At 72.7% G+C, this 21,258-nt stretch carries 17 protein-coding genes; 6 read left to right on the forward strand and 11 right to left on the reverse strand.

Going from position 1 to position 21,258, the window contains the following annotated elements; translation table 11 throughout:
* Positions 1–99: 99 nt before the first annotated feature.
* Positions 100–942, forward strand: coding sequence for an alpha/beta hydrolase (locus ACIRJR_RS17515; RefSeq protein WP_403780866.1), 843 nt, complete (start codon positions 100–102; stop codon positions 940–942).
* Positions 943–1,124: 182 nt separating this feature from the next.
* Here the strand turns inward: ACIRJR_RS17515 and ACIRJR_RS17520 are convergent, their stop codons facing one another.
* Positions 1,125–2,540 (reverse strand): phytoene desaturase family protein, encoded by a 1,416-nt coding sequence (locus tag ACIRJR_RS17520; protein ID WP_403780869.1) that lies wholly within the window; start codon positions 2,538–2,540, stop codon positions 1,125–1,127.
* 86 nt (positions 2,541–2,626) lie between these two features.
* On the opposite strand from ACIRJR_RS17520, the gene ACIRJR_RS17525 reads away from it, so the two are divergent.
* Positions 2,627–3,445 (forward strand): nucleotidyltransferase domain-containing protein, encoded by an 819-nt coding sequence (locus tag ACIRJR_RS17525; protein WP_403780873.1) that lies wholly within the window; start codon positions 2,627–2,629, stop codon positions 3,443–3,445.
* On the opposite strand, the gene ACIRJR_RS17530 is transcribed toward ACIRJR_RS17525, so the two are convergent.
* The 7 genes from ACIRJR_RS17530 to ACIRJR_RS17560 all read right to left on the reverse strand — a co-directional run bounded on the left by ACIRJR_RS17530 (position 3,446) and on the right by ACIRJR_RS17560 (position 11,882).
* A complete protein-coding gene (locus ACIRJR_RS17530; RefSeq protein ID WP_403780876.1) occupies positions 3,446–4,291 on the reverse strand; it encodes an inositol monophosphatase family protein in 846 nt (281 codons plus the stop codon).
* A 45-nt stretch (positions 4,292–4,336) separates the two neighbouring features.
* A complete protein-coding gene (locus ACIRJR_RS17535; protein ID WP_403780879.1) occupies positions 4,337–6,142 on the reverse strand; it encodes a gamma-glutamyltransferase family protein in 1,806 nt (601 codons plus the stop codon).
* An 89-nt stretch (positions 6,143–6,231) separates the two neighbouring features.
* Positions 6,232–7,188: an ABC transporter ATP-binding protein gene (locus ACIRJR_RS17540; RefSeq protein WP_403781913.1), complete on the reverse strand. Its 957-nt coding sequence runs from the start codon at positions 7,186–7,188 to the stop codon at positions 6,232–6,234.
* An 83-nt stretch (positions 7,189–7,271) separates the two neighbouring features.
* A complete protein-coding gene (locus ACIRJR_RS17545; protein ID WP_403780882.1) occupies positions 7,272–8,441 on the reverse strand; it encodes an ABC transporter ATP-binding protein in 1,170 nt (389 codons plus the stop codon).
* Positions 8,438–9,328, reverse strand: coding sequence for an ABC transporter permease (locus ACIRJR_RS17550; RefSeq protein WP_403780885.1), 891 nt, complete (start codon positions 9,326–9,328; stop codon positions 8,438–8,440). Before ACIRJR_RS17550 ends, ACIRJR_RS17545 begins: the two co-directional genes overlap by 4 nt.
* The gene (locus ACIRJR_RS17555; protein WP_403780888.1) at positions 9,325–10,278 is read right to left on the reverse strand and encodes an ABC transporter permease; all 954 of its coding nucleotides are present in this window, start codon (positions 10,276–10,278) and stop codon (positions 9,325–9,327) included. Before ACIRJR_RS17555 ends, ACIRJR_RS17550 begins: the two co-directional genes overlap by 4 nt.
* Positions 10,275–11,882: an ABC transporter substrate-binding protein gene (locus ACIRJR_RS17560; protein WP_403780890.1), complete on the reverse strand. Its 1,608-nt coding sequence runs from the start codon at positions 11,880–11,882 to the stop codon at positions 10,275–10,277. Before ACIRJR_RS17560 ends, ACIRJR_RS17555 begins: the two co-directional genes overlap by 4 nt.
* A 457-nt stretch (positions 11,883–12,339) precedes the next feature.
* Between ACIRJR_RS17560 and ACIRJR_RS17565 the strand changes: the two genes are divergently transcribed.
* The 4 genes from ACIRJR_RS17565 to ACIRJR_RS17580 all read left to right on the forward strand — a co-directional run bounded on the left by ACIRJR_RS17565 (position 12,340) and on the right by ACIRJR_RS17580 (position 15,453).
* On the forward strand, positions 12,340–12,780 hold the full coding sequence (locus tag ACIRJR_RS17565; RefSeq protein WP_403780893.1) for a DUF6325 family protein: 441 nt from the start codon (positions 12,340–12,342) through the stop codon (positions 12,778–12,780).
* A gap of 25 nt (positions 12,781–12,805) precedes the next feature.
* Positions 12,806–13,099, forward strand: coding sequence for an SHOCT domain-containing protein (locus tag ACIRJR_RS17570; protein WP_403780896.1), 294 nt, complete (start codon positions 12,806–12,808; stop codon positions 13,097–13,099).
* Between the two features lie 170 nt (positions 13,100–13,269).
* Complete coding sequence (locus ACIRJR_RS17575) at positions 13,270–14,268, forward strand: DUF389 domain-containing protein (RefSeq protein WP_403780899.1); 999 nt, start codon at positions 13,270–13,272, stop codon at positions 14,266–14,268.
* A gap of 120 nt (positions 14,269–14,388) precedes the next feature.
* Positions 14,389–15,453, forward strand: a complete 1,065-nt coding sequence (locus tag ACIRJR_RS17580) for a biotin/lipoate A/B protein ligase family protein (RefSeq protein WP_403780902.1) — start codon at positions 14,389–14,391, stop codon at positions 15,451–15,453.
* Here the strand turns inward: ACIRJR_RS17580 and ACIRJR_RS17585 are convergent.
* The 3 genes from ACIRJR_RS17585 to ACIRJR_RS17595 form a co-directional block, all read right to left on the reverse strand.
* Positions 15,371–16,819, reverse strand: coding sequence for a diaminopimelate decarboxylase (locus ACIRJR_RS17585; RefSeq protein ID WP_403780905.1), 1,449 nt, complete (start codon positions 16,817–16,819; stop codon positions 15,371–15,373). The two genes, ACIRJR_RS17580 and ACIRJR_RS17585, sit on opposite strands and share 83 nt — an antisense overlap.
* A 155-nt stretch (positions 16,820–16,974) precedes the next feature.
* The gene (locus ACIRJR_RS17590; RefSeq protein WP_403780908.1) at positions 16,975–18,615 is read right to left on the reverse strand and encodes a helix-turn-helix domain-containing protein; all 1,641 of its coding nucleotides are present in this window, start codon (positions 18,613–18,615) and stop codon (positions 16,975–16,977) included.
* 401 nt (positions 18,616–19,016) lie between these two features.
* On the reverse strand, positions 19,017–21,236 hold the full coding sequence (locus ACIRJR_RS17595) for an NADP-dependent isocitrate dehydrogenase (RefSeq protein ID WP_403780911.1): 2,220 nt from the start codon (positions 21,234–21,236) through the stop codon (positions 19,017–19,019).
* Positions 21,237–21,258: the final 22 nt, after the last annotated feature.

Here is a 21,258-nt window from a genome sequence, read left to right on the forward strand (position 1 = left end):
TGGGGAGCCGCTCGTCCCTAGCGTGAGCCCTGGACGCCGCACAGGGGGAAGTGCGAGCTTCCACCACTCCGACCTTCACCTATGGAACGGACCTACGCCATGCCCGCATCGCGCGACCTCGAACGCGTCGAGCAGATCAATGCCACCGGCCGCACCCCGGTGGTCTTCGTGCACGGCCTGTGGCTGCTGCCCAGCAGCTGGGACCGGTGGGCCACCGTCTTCGAAGAGGCCGGCTTCGCTCCGCTGGCGGCCGGCTGGCCGGACGACCCTGGGACGGTCGCCGAGGCCAACGCCCACCCCGAGGTCCTCGCGGGCAAGAGCGTCGCACAAGTCGCTGACCATGTCGCCGGGTTGATCGGCGCACTGGACCGCAGACCCGTGGTGATCGGGCATTCCTTCGGTGGTCTCATAGCGCAGATGATCGCGGGCCGAGGCCTGTCGGCAGCGACCGTGGCCATCGATCCGGCGCCCTTCCGTGGGGTGCTTCCCCTGCCGGTCTCCTCCCTGCGTGCCGCCCGGCCCGTGCTCTCCAACCCTGCCAACTTCCACCGGGCCGTCCCCCTGACCTACGACCAGTTCCGGTTCGCCTTCGCCAACGCGGTCAGCGAGGAGGAGGCCGAGGAGCTGTACGAGACCTTCGCAGTCCCGGCCCCCGGGGAGCCGCTCTTCCAGGCAGCCGTCGCGAACATCAACCCCTGGACCGAGGTGAAGGTCGACACGACCCACCCCGGGCGAGGACCACTGCTGATCATCTCCGGGGAGAAGGACAACACCGTTCCCTGGGCCATCGCCAACGCCTCGTACAAGAAGCAGCTGCGCAACGCGTCCGCCGTCACCGAGATCACTGAACTGGCCGGCCGTGGGCACGCGCTGACGATCGACAGCGGCTGGCGCGAGGTCGCGGCCACCGCTCTGGCCTTCGTGCAGCGCTCCACCGCCTGAGGACCGCACACGGCACGGCAGGCACAGGAACCTCGGCAGGGGCCGGAGCGAGGAGCCGGACATACCTGTCCGCGGGTCGAGCCGGACGCCGCCGCCGTGGTACTCGCCGGCGCCGGCACCTTCGCCCGCTCGCCCGGCGGGCGTAGGGCGGTGCGGGCCCCGCCGTCCGGACTCCCCACCTCTCACCGCGCTCTCAGCCGCCGCCACACCGCCTTCGCGGCGTGGTGTCCCGACATGCCGTGCACGCCCGGACCGGGCGGGGTGGCCGAGGAACAGAGGAAGACCGCGGGGTGCGCGGTGGCGTACGGCACGCGGGCCAGCTTGGGCCGGAGCACCGTCTGGAGTCCGGCGAACGCCCCGGTGGCGATGTCACCGCCGACGTAGTTGGCGTTCCGGGCGGCGAGCCCGGGCGGTCCCGCGACGGCGCGGGCCAGGACGAGATCGCGGAACCCCGGGGCGAAGCGCTCCAGTTGGCGCTCGATGACCTCGGTGGCGTCGCCCTCCCAGCCGGCCGGGACGTGCCCGTACACCCAGAAGACGTGGCGGCCTTCGGGGGCGCGGCTCGGATCGACGACGCTGGGCTGCGCGGTGATCAGGAAGGGGACGCTCGGGTCGCGGCCCGCCACCGCGGCGCGGAGGGACGCGTCGATCTCGGCGGCGGTGGGGCCGATGTGGACCGTGCCCGCCCGCCGGGCCTCCTGCGCCGTCCAGGGCACGGGGCCCGACAACGCGTAGTCGATCTTGAAGCAGGAGGGGCCGTAGCGGTAGCTGCCGTAGGCGTCGCCGAGACCGGCGATCCGGGCGAGCGCGGTCGGCGAGGTGTCGAAGACGTAGGCGCGGGCCGGCGGGAGTTCGTCGAGACGCCTGACCTCGATGCCGGTGCGGATCACACCGCCCTGCTCACGCAGGAAGGAGGCGAGGGCGTCCGAGATCGCCTGCGAACCACCGCGTGGCACGGGCCAGCCGTTCTCGTGCGCCGCGAGCGCGAAGAGCAGGGCGATCCCTCCGGTGGCGAAGCCGCTCGCCGGGGCGATGGCGTGCCCGGCGAGACCGGCGATCAGGGCGCGTGCCTTCGCTCCCTGGAACCGCCGGGAGAGCAGGGTGGCGGGCTGCACCGCGTCGAGTCCGAACCGCGCCCAGCGGTACGGGTCCCGGGGCAGGCCGTCCCAGGGGGTGCGCAGGAAGTCGGCGGCGAGGGTGTCCCAGTGGCCGGTGAAGGGGGCGACGAGTCTGCGGTAGGCGCCCGCATCCGCGGAGCCCAGCGACATGGCGCTCTCCCCGACGGACCGGGTGAGCACCGCCGCGGAGCCGTCCGGGAACGGGTGGGCGAGGGACAGCGGCGCCTGGAGCCATTCGAGGCCGTGCCGGGCGAGCGGCATCGCTCTGAAGGCCGGGGATCCGATGCCCAGCGGGTGCACGGCGGAACACGGGTCGTGGCGGAAGCCGGGAAGGGTCAGCTCCTCGGTCCGGGCACCTCCCCCGACGGTCTCCCCCGCCTCGAACACCTCTACGGCGAATCCGCGACGGGCCAGCTCGGCCGCGGCCGTCAGCCCGTTGGGGCCGGCCCCCACGACGACGGCGTCAAGCATCGATGGCACCTTCGGACTCCTTTGTCAGCCGGTGGCCGGGGTACCCAGGATATTCACGCGCACCGGCAACGGTCCTCCGGGTAGCCTCACGCCCGATGAACCCCACGTGCGAACCCACCCCCGCTGTCGCCGCGATGGCCTCCCGGCTCGCCCGGGTGTCCGGTATGGAGGCCGTCGTCCTGGGCGGAAGCCGGGCCCGCGGCACGCACCGCCCGGACTCCGACTGGGATCTGGGCCTCTACTACCGCGGCACCCCGGACCTGGCGGCGCTCACCGCCCTGGCGTCCGAGGCCCAGGGGGCGCCGGTCGAGGTGGCGGGCCCCGGCGGCTGGGGCCCCTGGGTGAACGGAGGGGCGTGGCTGACGGTGGACGGCGTGGCCGTCGACTGGATCCTGCGTGATCTGGACCGGGTGGAGTCCGTGTGGTCGGACTGCCGGGAGGGCCGCTTCGAGGTGGGGGTCCAGCCCGGTCACCCGCTGGGCTTCTGGTCCCCCTGCTACGTGGGCGAGGTCGCCCTCGCGCGGATCCTCCAGGATCCGCGCGGTGTGCTGGCGCCTCTTCAGGAGGCGACGCGCGTCTACCCCGAGCCGCTGCGCCGCGCCCTGACCGGTGCGGTGTGGGAGGCGGGCTTCTCCGTGGCCTCGGCCCGCAAGTCGGCCCCGTCCGGGGACACGCTCCATGTCGCCCTCTGCCTGTCGAAGGCCTTCGGGGTCCTCGCCCAGGCACTGCACGCCCACCACCGCGCCTGGTGCCTCAACGAGAAGGGCGCGCTCGCCTCGGCGGCCGCCCTGCCTGACACGCCGGCGGACTTCGCGGACCGGATCTCCGCCGCCCTGCGCGGCCTGGACGCGTCCGCTGTGGAGACGGCGGCAGGCGTCGTCCGCGACGTCGAGGCCGTGCTGGAGGCAGGCTGATCAACCGGCGTCCGGGCCGCCCCTCAGCGCCCGGAGGACACGGTCCGCCGTCGCCCGGTCCCTGGCCGCGGTGAACGGCAGGTCGTTCCCGCCGGTGATGCGGTACGGCACACCGGAGAGCGTCGACTCGGTGCCCCCCGCCTCGGTGACGAGGAGCAGCCCCGCCGCGTGGTCCCAGGCGAGCTCCCAGTTGAAGGCGACCGCGTCCTGCGCGCCGCACGCGACGGCGAGGTACTCGAGACCGGCCGAACCGCACGCGCGGGCGTCGATGCCGTCGGTACGGAGGCCGAGCAGGGCGCGCTTCTGGGCGTCGGAGGTGTAGTCGGGGTGGGACATGGCCACCTTGAGCACGGCACCGGGCGAGGGCGAACCGCTGCGCACGGGCCTGCCGTTGAGCGTGGCTCCCCGGCCCCGCACCGCGACTGCCATCTCGTCCAGGACGGGGGCGTACGTCCATGAGGCGTACACCTCGCCGTGCCGGGCGAGGGCCACCAGGGTGCAGAAGCCCGGCTCGCCGTGGACGAACTGGCGGGTGCCGTCGACCGGATCGACGATCCACACGGGGGCGTCGCCACCGAGTGCGTCGTAGACCGAGGGGTCGGCGTGGACGGACTCCTCTCCGACGACGACGGAGCCGGGGAGCAGCCGCGTCAGGGACCGGGCCAGGTGCTCCTCGGCCAGCCGGTCCGCCGCCGTGACCAGGTCGTGCGGCCCGCTCTTCTCGACGATCTCGTGCGCGGCCAGCTGCCGGTAGCGCGGCAGGATCTCGGCGGCGGCCGCTGCCCGGACCACCGCCTCCACCTCGGCCGTCGCCCCGGCGGTCCCGTACAGAAAGTCATCGATCATGACTCCAGCTAAGCACGGTCCGCCGGGTGCGCTCCGGGCAGGTGGTCAGCGGCCGACGGCGTACCCCTGCATCCCGCGCGGGTTGGCGGCGGCGGACAGCACACCGGTCTCCGGGTCCCTGGCGACCGCGCAGAGGCGGCCCTCGGACCACGGGTCCCCGACGGTGACGTCGTGGCCTCGGCGGCGCAGCTCCCCGACCACCTCCGGGTCCATTCGCTCCTCGACGGTGACGCTGCCCGGGCGCATCCCGCGCGGGAAGAACGAGCCGGGGAAGCTGTCGTTGTGCCAGTTCGGGGCGTCGATGGCGCCCTGGAGGTCGAGGCCGCCGCGCACCTCGTCACGCAGTGCGACGGCGAGGAAGAAGTGCAGCTGCCACTGGTCCTGCTGGTCGCCTCCGGGCGTGCCGAACGCCATCACGGGGACACCGTCGCGCAGGGCGAGGGAGGGGGTGAGCGTGGTGCGTGGACGGCGGCCCGGGGTCAGGGTGTTCGGCAGGCCCTCGTCGAGCCAGGCCATCTGCAGGCGGGTGCCTAGCGGGAAGCCCAGTTCGGGCACGACCGGGTTGGACTGGAGCCAGCCACCGCTGGGGGTGGCGGCGACCATGTTGCCCCAGCGGTCGACGATGTCGAGGTGGCAGGTGTCCCCGCGGGTCGCACCGTCCTTGGCCACCGTCGGCTCGCCCGCTCCGGCCGCGGGTATGCCCATGGCGTCGAAGCCGGGCTCGCCGGAGCCCACGGCGTGGGCGTGCGCGCTGAGAGCCGGGGTGCGGCCCTCGGGGCTGCCGGGGCGCAGCTCCAGGGAGGCGGTGTCCTTGATCAGGGCGCGGCGCTCGTCGTTGTACGGCCGGGAGAGCAGGGCGTCGAGCGGCACGCCGGTGGCGTCGCCGTACCAGGCCTCTCGGTCGGCCATCGCGAGCTTGCAGCCCTCGATGAGCAGGTGGACGTAGTCCGCGGAGCCGTACGCCGGGAGCTCGTCCGGGAGGAGGGCGAGCTGCTGGAGGAAGGCCGGGCCCTGGCTCCATCCCGCGGCCTTCGCGAGTGTCCAGCCGTTCCAGTCGTAGGTGGCGGGCGCCTCGTACGTCGCGGACCAGCCGGCCAGGTCGGCGGCGGTGAGGGTGCCGGTGTGGCGGGTCCCGCTGGTGTCCATGGTGGGGACGGCCGCCTGGCGGACCAGGGCCTCGGCGATGAAGCCGGTGCGCCAGACGGCGCGGGCGGCGTCGATCTGGGCGACACGGTCCTGACCGCCCGTCTCCTCGGCCTCCGCCACCAGCCGGCGCCAGGTGGCGGCGAGGGCCGGGTTGCGGAAGAGCTTGCCCGGTTCGGGCGCCGTGCCGCCGGGGAGGTAGACCTCGGCGGAGGTCGGCCACTCGGTCTCGAAGAGTTCGCGGACGGTCTCCACGGTCTGCCCGACGCGCTCGACGGGGGCGTGGCCGTCCTCGGCGTAGCCGACGGCGTAGCGCAGGACCTCCGCGAGGGTCTTGGTGCCGTGGTCGCGCAGCAGGAGCATCCAGGCGTCGAAGGCGCCCGGTACGGCGGCCGCGAGCGGTCCCGTGCCGGGGACCAGGTCGAGTCCGAGTGAGCGGTAGTGCGCGGCGGAGGCGCCCGCGGGGGCGGGTCCCTGGCCGCACAGCACCTGCACCTCGCCGTCCTTGGGCGCGAGGATCATCGGGACCTCGCCGGCCGGGCCGTTGAGGTGCGGCTCGACGACGTGCAGGACGAATCCGGCGGCCACAGCCGCGTCGTAGGCGTTGCCTCCGTCCTCCAGGACGGCCATCGCGGACTGCGAGGCGAGCCAGTGGGTCGACGACACCATGCCGAAGGTGCCCTGGAGGGTGGGGCGGGTGGTGAACACGGTACGGCTCCTTGCTGCGGCGTGCTGAAGGCGGGGGTGGGTGCGTTCGCGGATCGTACGTACGGGCGACGGGGCCCTGTACGGGCGGGTCAGGCGGCCGCGTCGGGTGCGGTGCCGTCGTCGGTGACGAGGTGGCAGGAGACCTGCCGCCCGCCGGGGATCTCCCGCAGTGCGGGGATCTCGGTCCTGCAGCGGTCGACGGCGAGCGGGCAGCGGGTGTGGAAGCGGCAGCCTGCCGGAGGATCGAGGGGGCTGGGCAGCTCGCCGTGCAGGACGATGCGTTCGCGGGAGCGCTGGGCCACCGGGTCGGGGACCGGGGCCGCGGAGAGCAGAGCCTGGGTGTAGGGGTGCTTCGGGGCGGCGAACAGCTCCGCGGTCGGGGCCTGTTCGACGATCTGTCCGAGGTACATCACGGCGATCCGGTCGGCGAGGAATTCGACGGCCGCCAGGTCGTGGGTGATGAACAGGCAGCCGAAGCCCCGGTCGCGCTGCAGGTCGGCCATCAGGTTGAGCACGGACGCCTGGACCGAGACGTCGAGCGCCGAGGTCGGTTCGTCGGCGACGACGAGGTCGGGGTCGCAGGACAGGGCGCGGGCGATCGAGATCCGCTGGCGCTGCCCGCCGGAGAGCTCGTGGGGGTGCCGGTCGGCGTGCTCGGGGCGCAGGCCGACCTGGCCGAGCAGCTGCTCGACCCGCTCCCGTACGGCCGCTCCGCGGGCACGGCCGTGGAGCCGGATGGGCTCGGCGATGATCTGGCCGACGGTCATCCGCGGGTCGAGCGAGGACGAGGGGTCCTGGAAGACCAGGTGGAAGTCCTTGCGCAGGGGGCGCAGCGCGCGGCGGGAGAGGTGGCTGACGTCGGTGCCGTTGATGTGGACGGTGCCGGCGGTGGGCTCGTCGAGGCGCACCGCGCACCTGCCGACGGTCGACTTGCCGCTGCCCGACTCGCCGACGAGTCCGACGACCTCGCCGCGGCCGATGGTGATCGAGACACCGTCGACGGCCCGGACGGTCCCGCCGCCGGAGGCACCGAAGTGCCGTTCCATGCCGCTGATCTCCAGCACCGGGGGGTGCGTGGCGTCCTCCGTGCCGTCGGCCTCGCGCGGGGCGGGGACGGCCTGTGCGGTGGTCACTTTCCGGCCTCCTGGTCGGGTCGCGCCTCGGTGTCCTCGGGCTGCTCGGGCTGCTCGGGCTGCTCGGGGGAATCGGTGGTTTCGCCAGCTGTGGCCGGCGCGGCCCCGGCACCGTCCGGCGGGTACGGGCCGTCGGCCTCGCCTTCCGCGTACGGGTGCCAGCAGGCGGCCCGGTGCGGAGCGTCTGCTCCGGCCTCCCGGTCGATGGCGCGGAAGCCGGGGCGGCTGCCCGCGCAGGTGTCGTCGGCACGGGAGCATCGCGGCGCGAACGTACAGGCGTCGGGCTGGCTGTCCAGGCTGGGTACCAGGCCCGGGATCTCGGGCAGCCGCCGTTTCCCCTCGCCGCCGGGCCGCAGCACGGCACCGAGCAGGCCACGGGTGTACGGGTGGCGGCCGGAGGCGAAGAGATCGTGCACCGGGGCCTGTTCGACCGCCCGGCCGGCGTACATGACGAGCACCCGGTCGGCCGCGTCGGCGACGACACCGAGGTCGTGGGTGACCAGGACGATGGCGGTGCCGAGGCGTTCGCGCAGGGACTGGAGGACTTCGAGGATGCCCGCCTGGACGGTGACGTCCAGCGCGGTCGTCGGTTCGTCGGCGATGAGGACGGCCGGGTCGCAGGCCACCGCGATGGCGATCATGACCCGCTGCCGCATGCCGCCGGAGAGCTGATGCGGGTACTCCTCGACGCGCCGGGCGGGCGCGGGGATGCCGACGAGCTCGAGGAGCTCGACCGCGCGCGCCCTGGCATCCTTGCGGCTCAGACCCTGGTGCCTGCGGAGCACCTCGCCTATCTGGCGGCCGACGGTGAGGACGGGGTTCAGCGAGGTCATCGGCTCCTGGAAGATCATCGCGATGTCCTTGCCGCGGACCTGCTGGAACTCCTTCTCGGACGCGCCGACCAGTTCCTTCCCGCCCAGCCTGATCGAGCCGCCGATCCGGGCGGTCGCCGGGAGCAGGCCCATGGCCGCCATCGAGGTGACGGACTTGCCGCACCCCGACTCCCCCACGACGGCGAGCACTTCGCCCGGCGCCAGGTCGTAGGAGACCCCGTCCACGGCGTGCACGGTGCGGGTGTCGGAGTGGAAGGAGACCGACAGGTCGCGCACGCTGAGCGCGGGTTCGGCCGACGTCTTCCGTACGGGTTCGAGGACGGTCTCGGTCATCGGGTGGCTCCTCGGGGGTCCAGGACGTCACGCAGGCCGTCGCCGAGCAGGTTGAAGGCCAGCGTCGCCGCGACGATCGCGAGGCCGGGGAAGACGGCGAGCCAGGGCGCGGGCGCCAGGAAGGACTGGGCGCCGGAGAGCATCACACCGAGCGAGGGGTTCGGCGGCTGGACGCCGAGGCCGAGGAAGCTCAGCAGCGCCTCGCCGATGATCGCGGCGGGGATGCCCACGGTCGCCTGGACGATCAGCGCGGAGGTGGCGTTGGGCAGGATGTGCCGGAAGAGGACGGTGCCGTCGCCGCCCCCGTTGGCGACGGCGGCGGCGACGTAGTCGACGTGCTTGAGCCGCAGCGTCTCGGCCCGGGTGATCCGGATGACGGCCGGGATCTGCGAGATGCCGATCGCGATGGTCGCGTTGGTGAGCGACGGACCGAGGATCGCGGCCAGTCCCACGGCGAGCACCAGGAACGGGAACGCCAGCATGGTGTCGGTGAGACGGGAGACGGCGGTGTCGGCGAACCGGCCGTAGTACCCGGCGAGCAGCCCCAGCGGTACGCCGACGAGGAAGGCCAGCACGACGGCGACGAGGCCCACCTGCATGGACGCGCGGGCGCCGTGGACGATGCGGGAGAGCTGGTCGCGGCCGAGGTCGTCCGTACCGAGCCAGTGCGCGGCACTGGGCTCTGCCAGCACGTTCCCGAAGTCCGGCTGCGCCGGGTCGTACGGGGCGATGAGCGGTGCGAGCAGGGCGGCGAGGACGAAGACGGCGGCGATGATCCCGCCGGTGAGCGCGAGCCGGTTCCCGCGCAGGGCGCGCAGTCTGCCGCCGCCGGATTTCCGCCTGCTCGTCGCGGGTGGGGTGGGGAGCGCTGTGGTCGCGGTGGTCACCGGGCACCTCCGAGCCGGATGCGCGGGTCGATGACCGAATAGACCACGTCGACCAGCAGGTTGATGAGGATGTAGGCGGCGGAGGTGCAGAGCACCACGGCCTGGAGTGTCGCGTAGTCGCGGGTGAAGACGGCGTCGATGGTGAGCTTGCCGAAGCCGGGGAGGACGAAGATCTGCTCCGTGACGACGGCGCCGGAGATCAGGTGTCCCAACTGGAGGCCGAGCACGGTCACGACGGTGACCAGCGAGTTGCGCAGCGCGTGCCCGCCGATGACGGAGCCCCTGGACAGGCCCTTGGCCCGGGCGGTCCGTACGTAGTCGGCCGAGAGCGAGTCGAGCATCGCGGCCCGGGTCTGCCGCATCACGACGGCGGCCAGGCCGGAGCCGAGCACGATGGCGGGCAGCACCATGCGGCGCAGGTTGTCGACGGGGTCGGTGCCGAAGGGCACGTATCCGGATGCGGCGAACACCGGGATCGCGATGGCGAATCCGAGGACGAGCACGATGCCGAGCCAGAAGGTCGGGATGGAGAGGCCGATCAGCGCGATGGCGTTGGCGAGCCACTCCTCCGGCTTCCCGCGCCGCACGGCGGCGACCACACCGGCGCCGATGCCGACGACGATCGCGAGGAGCAGGGAGAGGGCGGCCAGCTCCAGGGTGACGGGCAGGGCCTGTCCGATCGCGTCGGCCACGGGGAGGCCGGTACGGGAGGAGGTGCCCAGGTCGCCGGTGAGGGCGTGCCCGATGAACCGTGCGTACTGGACGACCACGTTGTCGTTCAGCCCGTAGCTCTCACGGATCGCGGCGAGGGCCTCGGGGCTGCGCTCCTCACCGGCCAGCGCGAGCGCCGGGTCGCCGGGCAGCGCCCGGATGCCGGCGAAGACGACGACGCTGACGAGGAAGAGTGTGATGAGGGACTGACGCATCCGCGTCAGCAGGTACTTCGTCATCGGGTGTACCCCGCGTTCTTGACCCGGACCAGTCCGTCGCCGTAGACGTGGATGCCGGCGACGTCCTCGCCGGCGACGACGTAGTTCTTCTGTCGGTAGAGGTAGATCAGCGCGTGGGCGTCCTGGACGCGCCGGGTGAGTTCGTCGTAGATCCGGGTGCGCCGGTCGGGGTCCGCGGCGCTGCGGCCGTCGGCGATCAGCTTGTCGATCGCCGGATCCCCGAGGCCGTAGGCGTTCATCGCGCCGGCGGTCTTGAGGAAGTTGGAGACGTTGCCGTCCGGGTCGAGCCGGCCGGACCAGCCGCTGGTGAAGACGTCGTAGTCGCCGCCGTCGGTCTCCGCGAGCATGGTCGCGTACTCGGTGGGGCGCAGCGACAGCTCGAAGCCGGCCTCCTTGACCATGGCCTGGAGCACCTGGCCGACCCGCCCCTGCTCCGGGGTGGTGGACGTCTTCAGCTCGATCTTCACCGGCGTCTTCACCCCGGCCTCCTTCAGCAGCTTCCTCGCCCGGTCGACGTCACGCCGGGGGCAGTCCTCCGGCGCGGGTCCGGGGGCGATGGCGGACTGCGGGGAGATGGGGCCGCAGGCCGGCTCGTACATGCCCTGGAAGACGACCTCGTTGAGCAGGTCGCGGTCGATGGCCAGCTCGAAGGCCTCGCGGACGCGGGCGTCCCGGCCGAGCGGCGTGTCGATCTTCCCGGGCTTCTGTCCGAGGCCCTTGACGTTGCCGACGTTGATCCCGATGCCCTGGTAGCCGAGCGAGGGCGAGTTGAAGAGCTGGAGCTTCGGCTCGGTCAGTGCGCTCTGTACGTCGACGGGCGCCATCTGGTCGCCGACCTGGAGGTCTCCGGAGCGCAGGTTGGCGAGCCTGACGTTGCCGTCGGGTATCGGCTTGTAGACCACGCCGTCCAGGTGGACCTTGCCGGCGTCGTAGTAGTTGGGGTCCTTCCGGAGCACGATCCGGTCGCCGCCGACGCGCTCCACGAAGCGGAAGGGGCCGACGCAGGAGGGGTGGTTCGTGAAGTTCTTCCCGTACTTCTTGAGCGCGGCCGGCGACATCACCATCCCGGCCCGGTCGGCGAGCACGCCGGTGAGCGGGACGTACGCGTGGTCGAGCGTCAGGCGGACCGTGAGCGGTCCGGTGGCCTCGGCCTCGCTGACCGGGGCCAGCTCGGTGCCGCGCGCGGATCCGGGCAGGTCCCGGTGGCGCAGCAGCGAGGTGACGACGGCCTCGGCGTCCATCCGGGTCCCGTCGCTGAACTTCAGCCCGGGGCGCACCTGGATCGTGACCGTACGGCCGTCGGCCGAGGTGGTGGGGAGCGACGCGGCGAGCTGCGGCACGAGGGTGCCGTCCTCGTCGATGTCGTAGAGCTTCTCGCACATGCCCGCGAAGACCGTGCGGCCCACGAGGGTCTGGGCGAGGCTGGGATCCAGTTTGTCCGGATCCGAGTTGAGGGCGACGGTGAGTGTCCCGCCGTCGCGTACGGACCGGTCATCGGTCATGCGCACACCACCGACGCGGGTCGCCGAGGACTGCAACGACGCGCAGCCCGAGGTGAGGGACACCAACAGAACCGCCACCAGGGCGACCGCTTTTCGGCGCACGGGGGCCTACCTCCCGCCAAGGGGTGATCAAGGAATATCGCAGACCGTATTTCGCATACAGTCCGCAAGGCAAGGGCTCTGCCCACATAGCGGACAGGATTTACCTGACGATCAGATAACGGAGCGGCACCGACGGGGCGTCATCCGCCCAGGTCCCACCCACTTCGGACCTGCGTCCGGGCCGGGCCCCCGGGAATCCGCTCCCGTTCGTATACGGAGTCATGGCTCGGCACTCCGCGCCACGGTCCGCCCTCCCGGACCCGGCAGCCGACCGCTCCGGGCCGCCGGGGACGCCAGGGACGCCGGGGACGCCGGGGACGCCGGGGACGCCGGGGACGCCGGGGACATCGGGGAAGCCGGGGCCATCGGCGAGGCAACCACGTCCGACGCTCACCGTGCGGCACGCTGTGAGCCACCATCTCCTCATTTGTGACGTTTCCTGGAAGGCGGCCCGCTCGTGCCCAGTGGTCTCAATCCCGACACCGTCGGCCCGGTGGATGTCGCCGTCATCGCCTTCGAGGGCAACCGGTTCGACGGAGGGATCGTCCCGGCACTCCGCGAACTGCAGCAGAACGCGACCGTGCGCGTCCTCGACCTGGCGTTCGTCTCCAAGGCGGACGACAGCTCGGTCACCGTCGTGGAGCTCACGGATCCGGGCGTGGCCGAGACCCTGCAGCAGGTCTCGGACGTCCAGTTCGACCTGCTGAGCGACGAAGACCTCCGGACCGTGTCCGACACCCTCGCGCCCCGGTCCTCGGCACTCGTCGTGGCCTGGGAGAACACCTGGGCCGGCCGGCTGGCCGCCGCCGTGCGGGGATCCGCGGGCGAGATGGTGCTGCTTGAGCGCATCCCACGGGCCACCGTCGTCGAGGCCATCGCCGCACTCGACGGCAACTGAACAGAGACGAAGGAGACGGCCAGCCATGCCACGACGATTCGGACGCCCAGGCCTGCTGGGAACGATCGCCCGTACCGCGGTGATCTCGGGCACCGCCACCGCGGTGTCCAACCGGGTGGAGCGGCGCGACATGCAGCGCCGGCCGGACTACCAGCCCCAGCAGATGCCCCCGGCTCAGGCGCCCGCCCCGCCCCCGGCCGCTCCGGCGTCGGGTACGGACCGCGTCGCCCAGCTGACCCAGCTCGCGGATCTGAGGACCCAGGGTGTCCTCACCGAGGAGGAGTTCGCCGCGGAGAAGGCCCGCATCCTGGGGTCCTGACGGCATCTCCCGTACGTCCGTGCCCCGGTCGTACGCGCCCGACCGGGCGGGAGGCGGGGGCAGGGAGGCCGTCCGCCCTGCCCGGTTCCGCGCGCCCCGCAGCGCGGCCGACCGGCCGGCCGGCCGTGTCCCAGCGGTCGCGGCGCCGCTCCCGTACCGATACTGACTCCATGCTCGGCCACCTTCGCGACAGAGTCCTGCCGGACCGTCAACGCCGCTCCATGGAAGACCTGCAGCAGGACCTCGACCTGTCGTCGGGAGACAGCCAGGCCAAGCAGTCGGCCTTCTGGACCATGCTCACGCTGTCCTCGGTCATCGCGGCGGGCGGGATCCTGACCGACTCCACCGCCACCGTCATCGGCGCCATGATCATCGCTCCGCTCTCCACACCGATCATGGGGATCGCCCTCGGCGCGGTACAGCGGCGCCGCAGCTCGGCAGCCGCCTTCGTGGCCCTCGGATGTCTGCTGGTCATCCTCGTGGGCGCGGTCGCCTCACTCGTGGTGCCGCCCGCCTACGACCTGCTGAGCGACAGCCAGATCTCCGGCCGGACCTCGCCGGGACTCCTCGACCTCATCGCGGCTCTGGCCACCGGGTTCGCCGGCGCGGTGGCCTTGGCACGCAAGGACGTCGCCGCGGTCCTGCCCGGAGTGGCCATCGCGATCTCCCTGGTACCGCCGCTGGTGGTGACCGGCGTGTGCGCGGGGCAGGCGGCGTGGTGGCTGGCCTTGGGTGCGCTGGTGCTCTTCGTGTCGAACCTCCTCGCCCTGGTCTTCGCGGGCATGGTCGTCTTCGCCGTCCTCGTCATCCCCCGGGCCGCCGAGGACCGCCGGCGGGCGCCACGCCGCGCCTACGTCATGCTCGGTCTCCTCTTCACCGCGGTGCTCCTCCCCCTGGGCGCCAACACCGTGGCCACCGTGCTGCTGAACACCTGGACCGCACGGACCAAGAGCTCCGCGCAGCGATGGCTCGCGCACACGCCCGGCGCGACGGTCACCAGCGTCGACGCACGGTCCAGGACCCTGTACGTGCACGTCCGCGGCCCCGGTGACCTCCCCCCGCTCGAGGACCTCCTGGACGATCTCGACGGGGAGGTCCCCGACGGCGTGCCGATCGTGGTCGACTCGACGCGTGGTGAGCAGATCACCGCCGGAAAGGTCGGGGAGTGAGGCGGTGCGCCGTGTCCGCGTCACGCCTTCCGGCCCCGCTCCGGCCGCAGCGGGGCTGCGCAACCGCTCGGCACGGGCGAGCATGGGGAACCGGACCGAACCGTCGAGAGGAACGAAGCCGTGCATGGTGAGTACAAGGTGCCCGGCGGCAAGCTGGTCGTGGTGGACCTGGACGTCGAAGGGGGCGTCCTTCGCCACGTCGGGGTCGCCGGTGACTTCTTCCTGGAGCCCGACGAGGCCATCCTCTCGATCAACGGAGCCCTGGAGGGAGCCCCTTCCTCGACTGACGCCGCAGGGCTGGCGGCCCGGATCACGGCAGCCCTGCCCGAGTCGACCGCCATGCTCGGCCTGACCGCGGAGGGCATCGGCATCGCCGTCCGGCGGGCTGTGGCCGGTGCGACCGAGTGGGGCGACCACGACTGGCAGCTGGTGCACATGGAGCCGCAGGCCCCGGCCCTGCACATGGCACTGGACGAGGTGCTCACCGCGGAGGTGGCCGCCGGGCGGCGGGCCCCCACGCTGCGCGTCTGGGAATGGGCCTCGCCCGCCGTGGTCATCGGCAGCTTCCAGTCGCTGCGGAACGAGGTGGACCCCGAAGGGGTGGCGAAGCACGGCATGTCGGTGGTCCGGCGCGTCTCCGGTGGCGGGGCCATGTTCGTGGAACCCATGAGTACCATCACGTACTCGCTGTCCGTGCCGGAGTCACTGGTCTCGGGTCTCTCCTTCGCCGACAGCTACGCCTACCTCGACGACTGGGTCCTGGGCGCGCTGGGTGACATGGGGATCAGGGCCTGGTACCAGCCCCTCAACGACATCGCCACCGACGCCGGAAAGATCGCGGGCGCCGCCCAGAAGCGCATGGTCGGCCCCGACGGCGGCCCCGGAGCCGTCCTGCACCACGTGACCATGTCCTACGACATCGACGCCGACAAGATGCTGGAGGTCCTCCGCATCGGCAAGGAGAAGATGTCGGACAAGGGCACCACCAGCGCCAGGAAGCGCGTCGACCCGCTCCGCCGCCAGACGGGCCTCGCCCGGGAGCAGGTGATCGAGAACATGATCGCCTCCTTCCGCGACCGCTACGGGCTGACCACCGGCGCGGTCACGACGGAGGAACTGGCCCGGGCCGAGGAGCTGGTGCGGACGAAGTTCGCCACGGAGGAGTGGACCGCGCGGGTGCCGTAGGCCCGGCCCCAGCACCGAGGGCGACCAGCGCGTCCGCGTGGGCGAGGCCGCTCTCCGCCGCGATCTCGTCGAGCGTCTGGGGTGTGCGCACCGTCGTCAGCCGTACGCCGCCGTTCCCTTCGGCCGTGAAGCCGTGGACCCCGGGCCGGGGCAGGCTGTTGTACGCCCAGTGCGTCGAGAAGTAGTAGGCGCCCGTGTCGTACAGGACGACGAGATCCCCCTCCGCGAGTTCCGGCAGTTCCCGGCCGTGGGCGACGACGTCACCCGCGAAGCAGCACGGTCCCGCGATGTCCTGGCGCAGCGGCGTACCGGTCAGGGGGGCGCCGTAGGCGTCGAAGGCTCCGACCCGCAGCGGCCACGCGTCGGGCATCAGGACGGTGCGCGTGGCGGTCTGCGCTCCCGCGTGGGTGACGGCGATGCGCCGGCCGCCGGCTTCCTTGGTGTACTCGACGCGTGCACCGATGAACCCGTTCTTGGCGAGCAGGGAGCGGCCGAACTCCGTGACGAGGGCGTAGCGGCCGTCGAAGAGGTCCGGGACGGCCGTGAGGAGCGCCCGGGTGTGGTCGGCGAAGGCCGGGCGCGTCTCGTCGTCGTCGAAGTTGACGGGCAGTCCGCCGCCGATGTCGAGGCTGGTGATCTGCCGCCGGCCCAGCGTCCGGTTGATCTCCTCGGCCAGCCGGTACGTCTCCGCGATGCCCTCCGCGATGAGTTCGAGCGGGCACCCCTGGGAGCCGACGTGGGCGTGGAGGCGGGTCAGCCAGGGGCGTTCGGTGAAGGCGCGTACGACGCGCTCGCGCGCGCCCGGATCGCGCAGCGCCACGCCGAACTTCGATGTCGCGGTCGCGGTGCTCATCGCCCCGATGGAGCCGCCTCCGACCTGGGGGTTGACGCGCAGTCCGACGACCGACGCGCTGTGCGCCGGGCGGAGTTCGTCGATGCGGCGCAGTTCGTCGAGGTTGTCGGCGTTGACCGCCACCCCCAGGGCGAGTGCCTCGCTGATCTCCTGCCGCGTCTTCGCCGGCGAGTCGAGGATGATCCGCGAGGGCGCGACCCCGGCGTCGAGCGCGATGCGCAGCTCTCCCGGGCTCGCCACCTCGCAGCCCATCCCGAGCCCGGCGAGCAGCCGCAGTACGGGGACCAGGGAGGCGGCCTTGACGGCGAAGGTGTGGAGCACGTCGGGGGCACGGTCGAAGGCGGCGTCGAGGTTCGCGACCGAGGTGCGGATTCCCTCGGTGTCGAGAAAGCCGGCGACCGGCTGTCCCTCCGAGATGAGCCCGGTGTCGACGGCCCCGCGCAGCACGGCGGAGACACGCTGTGCCGGGGAGAGGGCGGCGGGTTCCGGGGAGAAGTCGCTGGGAGATGTCATGGGGACTCTTTCCGGTGGGGCTGTGCCGAAGGGTGCGCGAGCGGTGTGTCCGGATGGGGAAAGGCTGCTCCCCGCGCCCCTCGCCCGTCTTCGTCGTCCAGGACGAAGCGGCACCCGTCTTCTGGCCGGCCGGACGAACACCATCCCGAATCCCCTCATATCACCCCGGTCAGTCGCACCGCCAGAGCCAGGACCAGCCGGGTGTCGGGGTCGTCGAGGTCGAGGCCGAAGCGCTCACGGACCCTCCGCAGCCGGTACCGGAGGGTGTTCGGGTGGAGCATCAGGCGTCTGGCGGCCCCCGGGACGTCCCCGGCGGTCTCCAGGTAGGCCGCGAGGGAACGCACCAGGTCACCGCCCGCGGCGAGGTCCGCGCGGATCAGCTCGTGCACGGGTCCCGCGCCCGCCTCCCACACGGGGCGCACCGCGTCGAGCATGCGCAGGGCGTCGATCGTCGTCTCCACGTCACCGGGACCCGCGTGCCGTACGGGGCGCGGGTCGCGCCCTCGGGCCTCCCGCTCGCGCAGTGCGCGGACGACCAGCAGCGCCCTTCGGTACGACAGCGAGGCCTCCAGCCCCGACCGCACGGTCTGTCCCGCGCCGATCCAGACGGGTGCCGTGTCCGGGATGCCGGCCGCCAGCGCGTCGAGCTCGCGGGCCAGGGCGAGGGCCTCACACCGGTCGGCGGCGTGGTCGGTGACGGGCAGCAGCACGGCGACCTGGTCCTGTTCGCGCAGGATGCGCGCCGTGGTCCGGGAGGCAGCGGCCTGGGCGGCGAGCACCTCCAGGGTGCGGTCGGCCCCCGCGACCTCGGCATCACCGCGTACGGCGACGACGACCGCGTACGGGGTGTCGGACGGAAGGCCGAGCGACCACAGGTGGGCGCGCCGGTCCCCGTCCCCGTGCAGCAGCCCGCGCAGGGCGTACGCCTCGCGGCGCGCGGTTCCGCTCTCGCGCAGCCGGTGCCGCAGCAGGTGGGGCACCGCGAGGGCGGCGGCGCGGCGCAGCACCTGGGCCGCGCCGGGCGCGAGCCGCCGGCCGTCCGCGGCCGCCCACAGCGATCCCAGCATCTCGCCGCCGCTGCGCACGGCGACGACGAGGCGTTCGGGGCTTTCGCCGTCGGCGGGCCGGTGGATGACGGCCTCGGAGGTCCACAGGGCGCGCAGCAGTCCGCTGCGGCGCAGTTCGGCGACGCGCCGGTCGGGGACCCGGCCGGTCAGGATCGTGGACCGGCGCACCCCGTCCGCGTCGGGGCCGGTCGCGGAGTGGGCGAGCACGCGGAACTGGGTGTCCTCCACCGTGATCGAGCCGTGGCAGTCACGGGCGGTGGCCGAGGCGAGAGCCGAGAGCCCTCCGCCGGCGGCGGAGTCCGCCATGGGGTCGCCGCGGCCGGCCGATGCGAAGGCGGTCGCGGAGCGCAGCAGCGCGAGGGTGTCGCCCCAGTCCGCCCATGCGGCGCGGGCGAGCAGCGCGATGCCGCACTCCTCGGCGGCCACCAGGGCCTCGGCCGGTACGGTCCCTCCCTCGGCCTCCCGCAGCACGACCGCGGCGGCGCCGCGCCGGGCGGCTTCCCGCACTGCGGCGGGGGCGGCCGTCAGGTCCGGCGGGAGCCCCGCCGCCAGCACGATCCGCCCGTCGTGCGGGCGTGCCGCCCCTTCGTCGCCGATGATCACGCCGTGGACCGCGAGGTCCTGCCCCGCGGGGGCGATCAGGAGGCGCAGGACGCCGTCCTCGTCGTGGGCGAGGATCCGGCGGAGCGTGACGTGGTCCGGGCCGCTGCCGGTGGTGCCTGACGTCATGCGCCGAGGATACGAGCAGGCGCCGGGCCGCGAGGCGCCGGCGCGGCCGTCGACGACCGCGCCCGCCGCGGGGTCGCCCCGCCATCCGCATCCGGCCAGCGCCGCGCCGAGGAGCAGCGCGCCCGCGAGGGCAGCCGGCCGTCTCCGTCCCGGTGCCCGGGGCCCGGCCCGGTGGAGAGGACCGGGGTGGGCACGGAGCCGACGGTCCGGGACACCTCATCCGACCTGTGCGTCATCGCGGACAGCTCCCTGTCGCCTCGTGCGGCCCGAGGGTGTCTCCGCCCGCCTTCGTCCACCCTCCCCGCACCCCTGCCCTGACCACGCACGACCGCCCCGGCGGGCGGGTGCCTGCCGGGGCGGTCGTGCGTACGGCGCGCGGCCGTGGCCCGCTGCCGGGGAGATCAGCCCAGGGTCGCGATGGCCTTGTTGAAGGTGGCCGAGGGACGCATGACGGCCTCCGCCTTCGCCGGGTCGGGCTGGTAGTAGCCGCCGATGTCGGCGGGCTTGCCCTGGACGGCGGCCAGCTCGCCGATGATGGTCTGCTCCTGCTCGGACAGCGTCTTGGCGAGCGGTCCGAACGCCTCGGCGAGCGCGGCGTCGGCGGTCTGCCGCGCCAGCTCCTGGGCCCAGTAGAGCGCCAGGTAGAAGTGGCTGCCGCGGTTGTCGATGCCGCCGAGCTTGCGGCTCGGGGACTTGTCCTCGTTGAGGAAGGTGCCCGTGGCCTTGTCCAGGGTGTCGGCGAGCACCTTGGCGCGCGCGTTGTCCGTGGTCGTGGCCAGGTGCTCGAAGCTGACCGCGAGGGCGAGGAACTCACCCAGGCTGTCCCAGCGCAGGTAGTCCTCCTTGACCAGCTGCTGGACGTGCTTGGGGGCGGAGCCGCCGGCGCCCGTCTCGAACAGTCCGCCGCCGTTCATCAGCGGGACGACGGAGAGCATCTTCGCGCTGGTGCCCAGCTCGAGGATGGGGAACAGGTCGGTCAGGTAGTCGCGCAGCACGTTGCCGGTGACCGAGATGGTGTCCTCGCCGCGCCGGATGCGCTCCAGGGAGAACGCCGTGGCCTCCTCCGGCGTACGGATGGAGATGTCCAGGCCGTCGGTGTCGTGCTCGGCCAGGTAGGTCTTCACCTTGGCGATGAGGTTGGCGTCGTGCGCGCGGCCCTCGTCGAGCCAGAACACGGCCGGGTTGCCGGTCGCGCGGGCGCGGGTGACGGCGAGCTTGACCCAGTCCTGGATGGGCAGGTCCTTGGTCTGGCACATCCGGAAGATGTCGCCGGCGCCGACGGCCTGCTCCAGGAGGACGTCGCCCTTGCCGTCGACGACCCGCACGGTGCCGGTGGTGGGGACCTCGAAGGTCTTGTCGTGGCTGCCGTACTCCTCGGCCTTCTGCGCCATCAGACCGACGTTGGGCACGGAGCCCATGGTCGACGGGTCGAAGGCGCCGTTGGCGCGGCAGTCGTCGATGACGACCTGGTAGACACCGGCGTAGCTGCTGTCCGGGAGGACGGCGATGGTGTCGGCCTCGTCGCCGTCCGGGCCCCACATGTGGCCGGAGGTACGGATCATGGCCGGCATCGAGGCGTCGACGATGACGTCGCTCGGCACGTGCAGGTTGGTGATGCCCTTGTCGGAGTCGACCATGGCCAGGGCCGGGCCCTCGGCGAGCTCGGCCTCGAAGGACGCCTTGATCTCGGCGCCGGCGTCCACGGAGTCGAGTCCCTTGAGGATGCCGCCGAGACCGTCGTTCGGGGTCAGGCCGGCCGCGGCGAGCACGTCGCCGTACTTGGCGAAGGTGTTCGGGAAGAACGCGCGGACCACGTGGCCGAAGATGATCGGGTCGGAGACCTTCATCATCGTGGCCTTGAGGTGCACGGAGAACAGGACGTCCTCGGCCTTGGCGCGCGCCACCTGGGCGGTGAAGAACTCGCGCAGCGCGGCGACGCGCATGACGGCCGCGTCCACGACCTCGCCCGCGAGGACCGGTACGGACTCACGCAGGACGGTGGTGGTGCCGTCGTCACCCGCGAGCTCGATGCGCAGCGATCCGGCCTCACCGATGACGACGGACTTCTCCGTCGAACGGAAGTCGTCGACGCCCATGGTGGCGACGTTCGTCTTCGAGTCGGCGCTCCAGGCTCCCATGCGGTGCGGGTGCGCCTTGGCGTAGTTCTTGACCGACGCGGGGGCGCGGCGGTCGGAGTTGCCCTCACGCAGGACGGGGTTGACGGCGCTGCCCTTGACCTTGTCGTACCGGGCGCGGACGTCCTTGTCCTCGTCGGTCCGGGGGTCGTCCGGGTAGTCGGGAAGCGCGTAGCCCTGCTCCTGGAGCTCGGCGATCGCGGCCTTCAGCTGCGGGATCGAGGCCGAGATGTTGGGCAGCTTGATGATGTTCGCGCCGGGAGTCCTGGCCAGCTCACCGAGCTCGGCGAGCGCGTCATCGATACGCTGATCGGCCTTGAGACGCTCCGGGAAGCCGGCGATGATCCGTCCCGCCAGCGAGATGTCGCGGCGCTCCACCGTGACCCCCGCGGTCGAGGCGTACGCCTCGATGACCGGCAGGAACGAGTACGTCGCCAGGGCAGGGGCCTCGTCGGTGTGCGTATAGATGATGGTCGAGTCAGTCACCGGGTGCTCCGCTCCACGTCTG

It is taken from the genome of Streptomyces sp. NPDC102402, from assembly GCF_044765765.1.
In the GTDB taxonomy this organism is placed as follows: domain Bacteria; phylum Actinomycetota; class Actinomycetes; order Streptomycetales; family Streptomycetaceae; genus Streptomyces.

Bases quoted from the DNA above. Each gene is read 5' to 3' on its own strand.
- ACIRJR_RS17515 (WP_403780866.1), top strand. From the start codon at position 100: ATGCCCGCATCGCGCGACCTCGAACGCGTCGAGCAGATCAATGCCACC.
- ACIRJR_RS17525 (WP_403780873.1), top strand. From the start codon at position 2,627: ATGAACCCCACGTGCGAACCCACCCCCGCTGTCGCCGCGATGGCCTCC.
- ACIRJR_RS17530 (WP_403780876.1), bottom strand. From the start codon at position 4,291: ATGATCGATGACTTTCTGTACGGGACCGCCGGGGCGACGGCCGAGGTG.
- ACIRJR_RS17540 (WP_403781913.1), bottom strand. From the start codon at position 7,188: ATGGAACGGCACTTCGGTGCCTCCGGCGGCGGGACCGTCCGGGCCGTC.
- ACIRJR_RS17545 (WP_403780882.1), bottom strand. From the start codon at position 8,441: ATGACCGAGACCGTCCTCGAACCCGTACGGAAGACGTCGGCCGAACCC.
- ACIRJR_RS17555 (WP_403780888.1), bottom strand. From the start codon at position 10,278: ATGACGAAGTACCTGCTGACGCGGATGCGTCAGTCCCTCATCACACTC.
- ACIRJR_RS17570 (WP_403780896.1), top strand. From the start codon at position 12,806: ATGCCACGACGATTCGGACGCCCAGGCCTGCTGGGAACGATCGCCCGT.
- ACIRJR_RS17575 (WP_403780899.1), top strand. From the start codon at position 13,270: ATGCTCGGCCACCTTCGCGACAGAGTCCTGCCGGACCGTCAACGCCGC.
- ACIRJR_RS17585 (WP_403780905.1), bottom strand. From the start codon at position 16,819: ATGACATCTCCCAGCGACTTCTCCCCGGAACCCGCCGCCCTCTCCCCG.
- ACIRJR_RS17590 (WP_403780908.1), bottom strand. From the start codon at position 18,615: ATGACGTCAGGCACCACCGGCAGCGGCCCGGACCACGTCACGCTCCGC.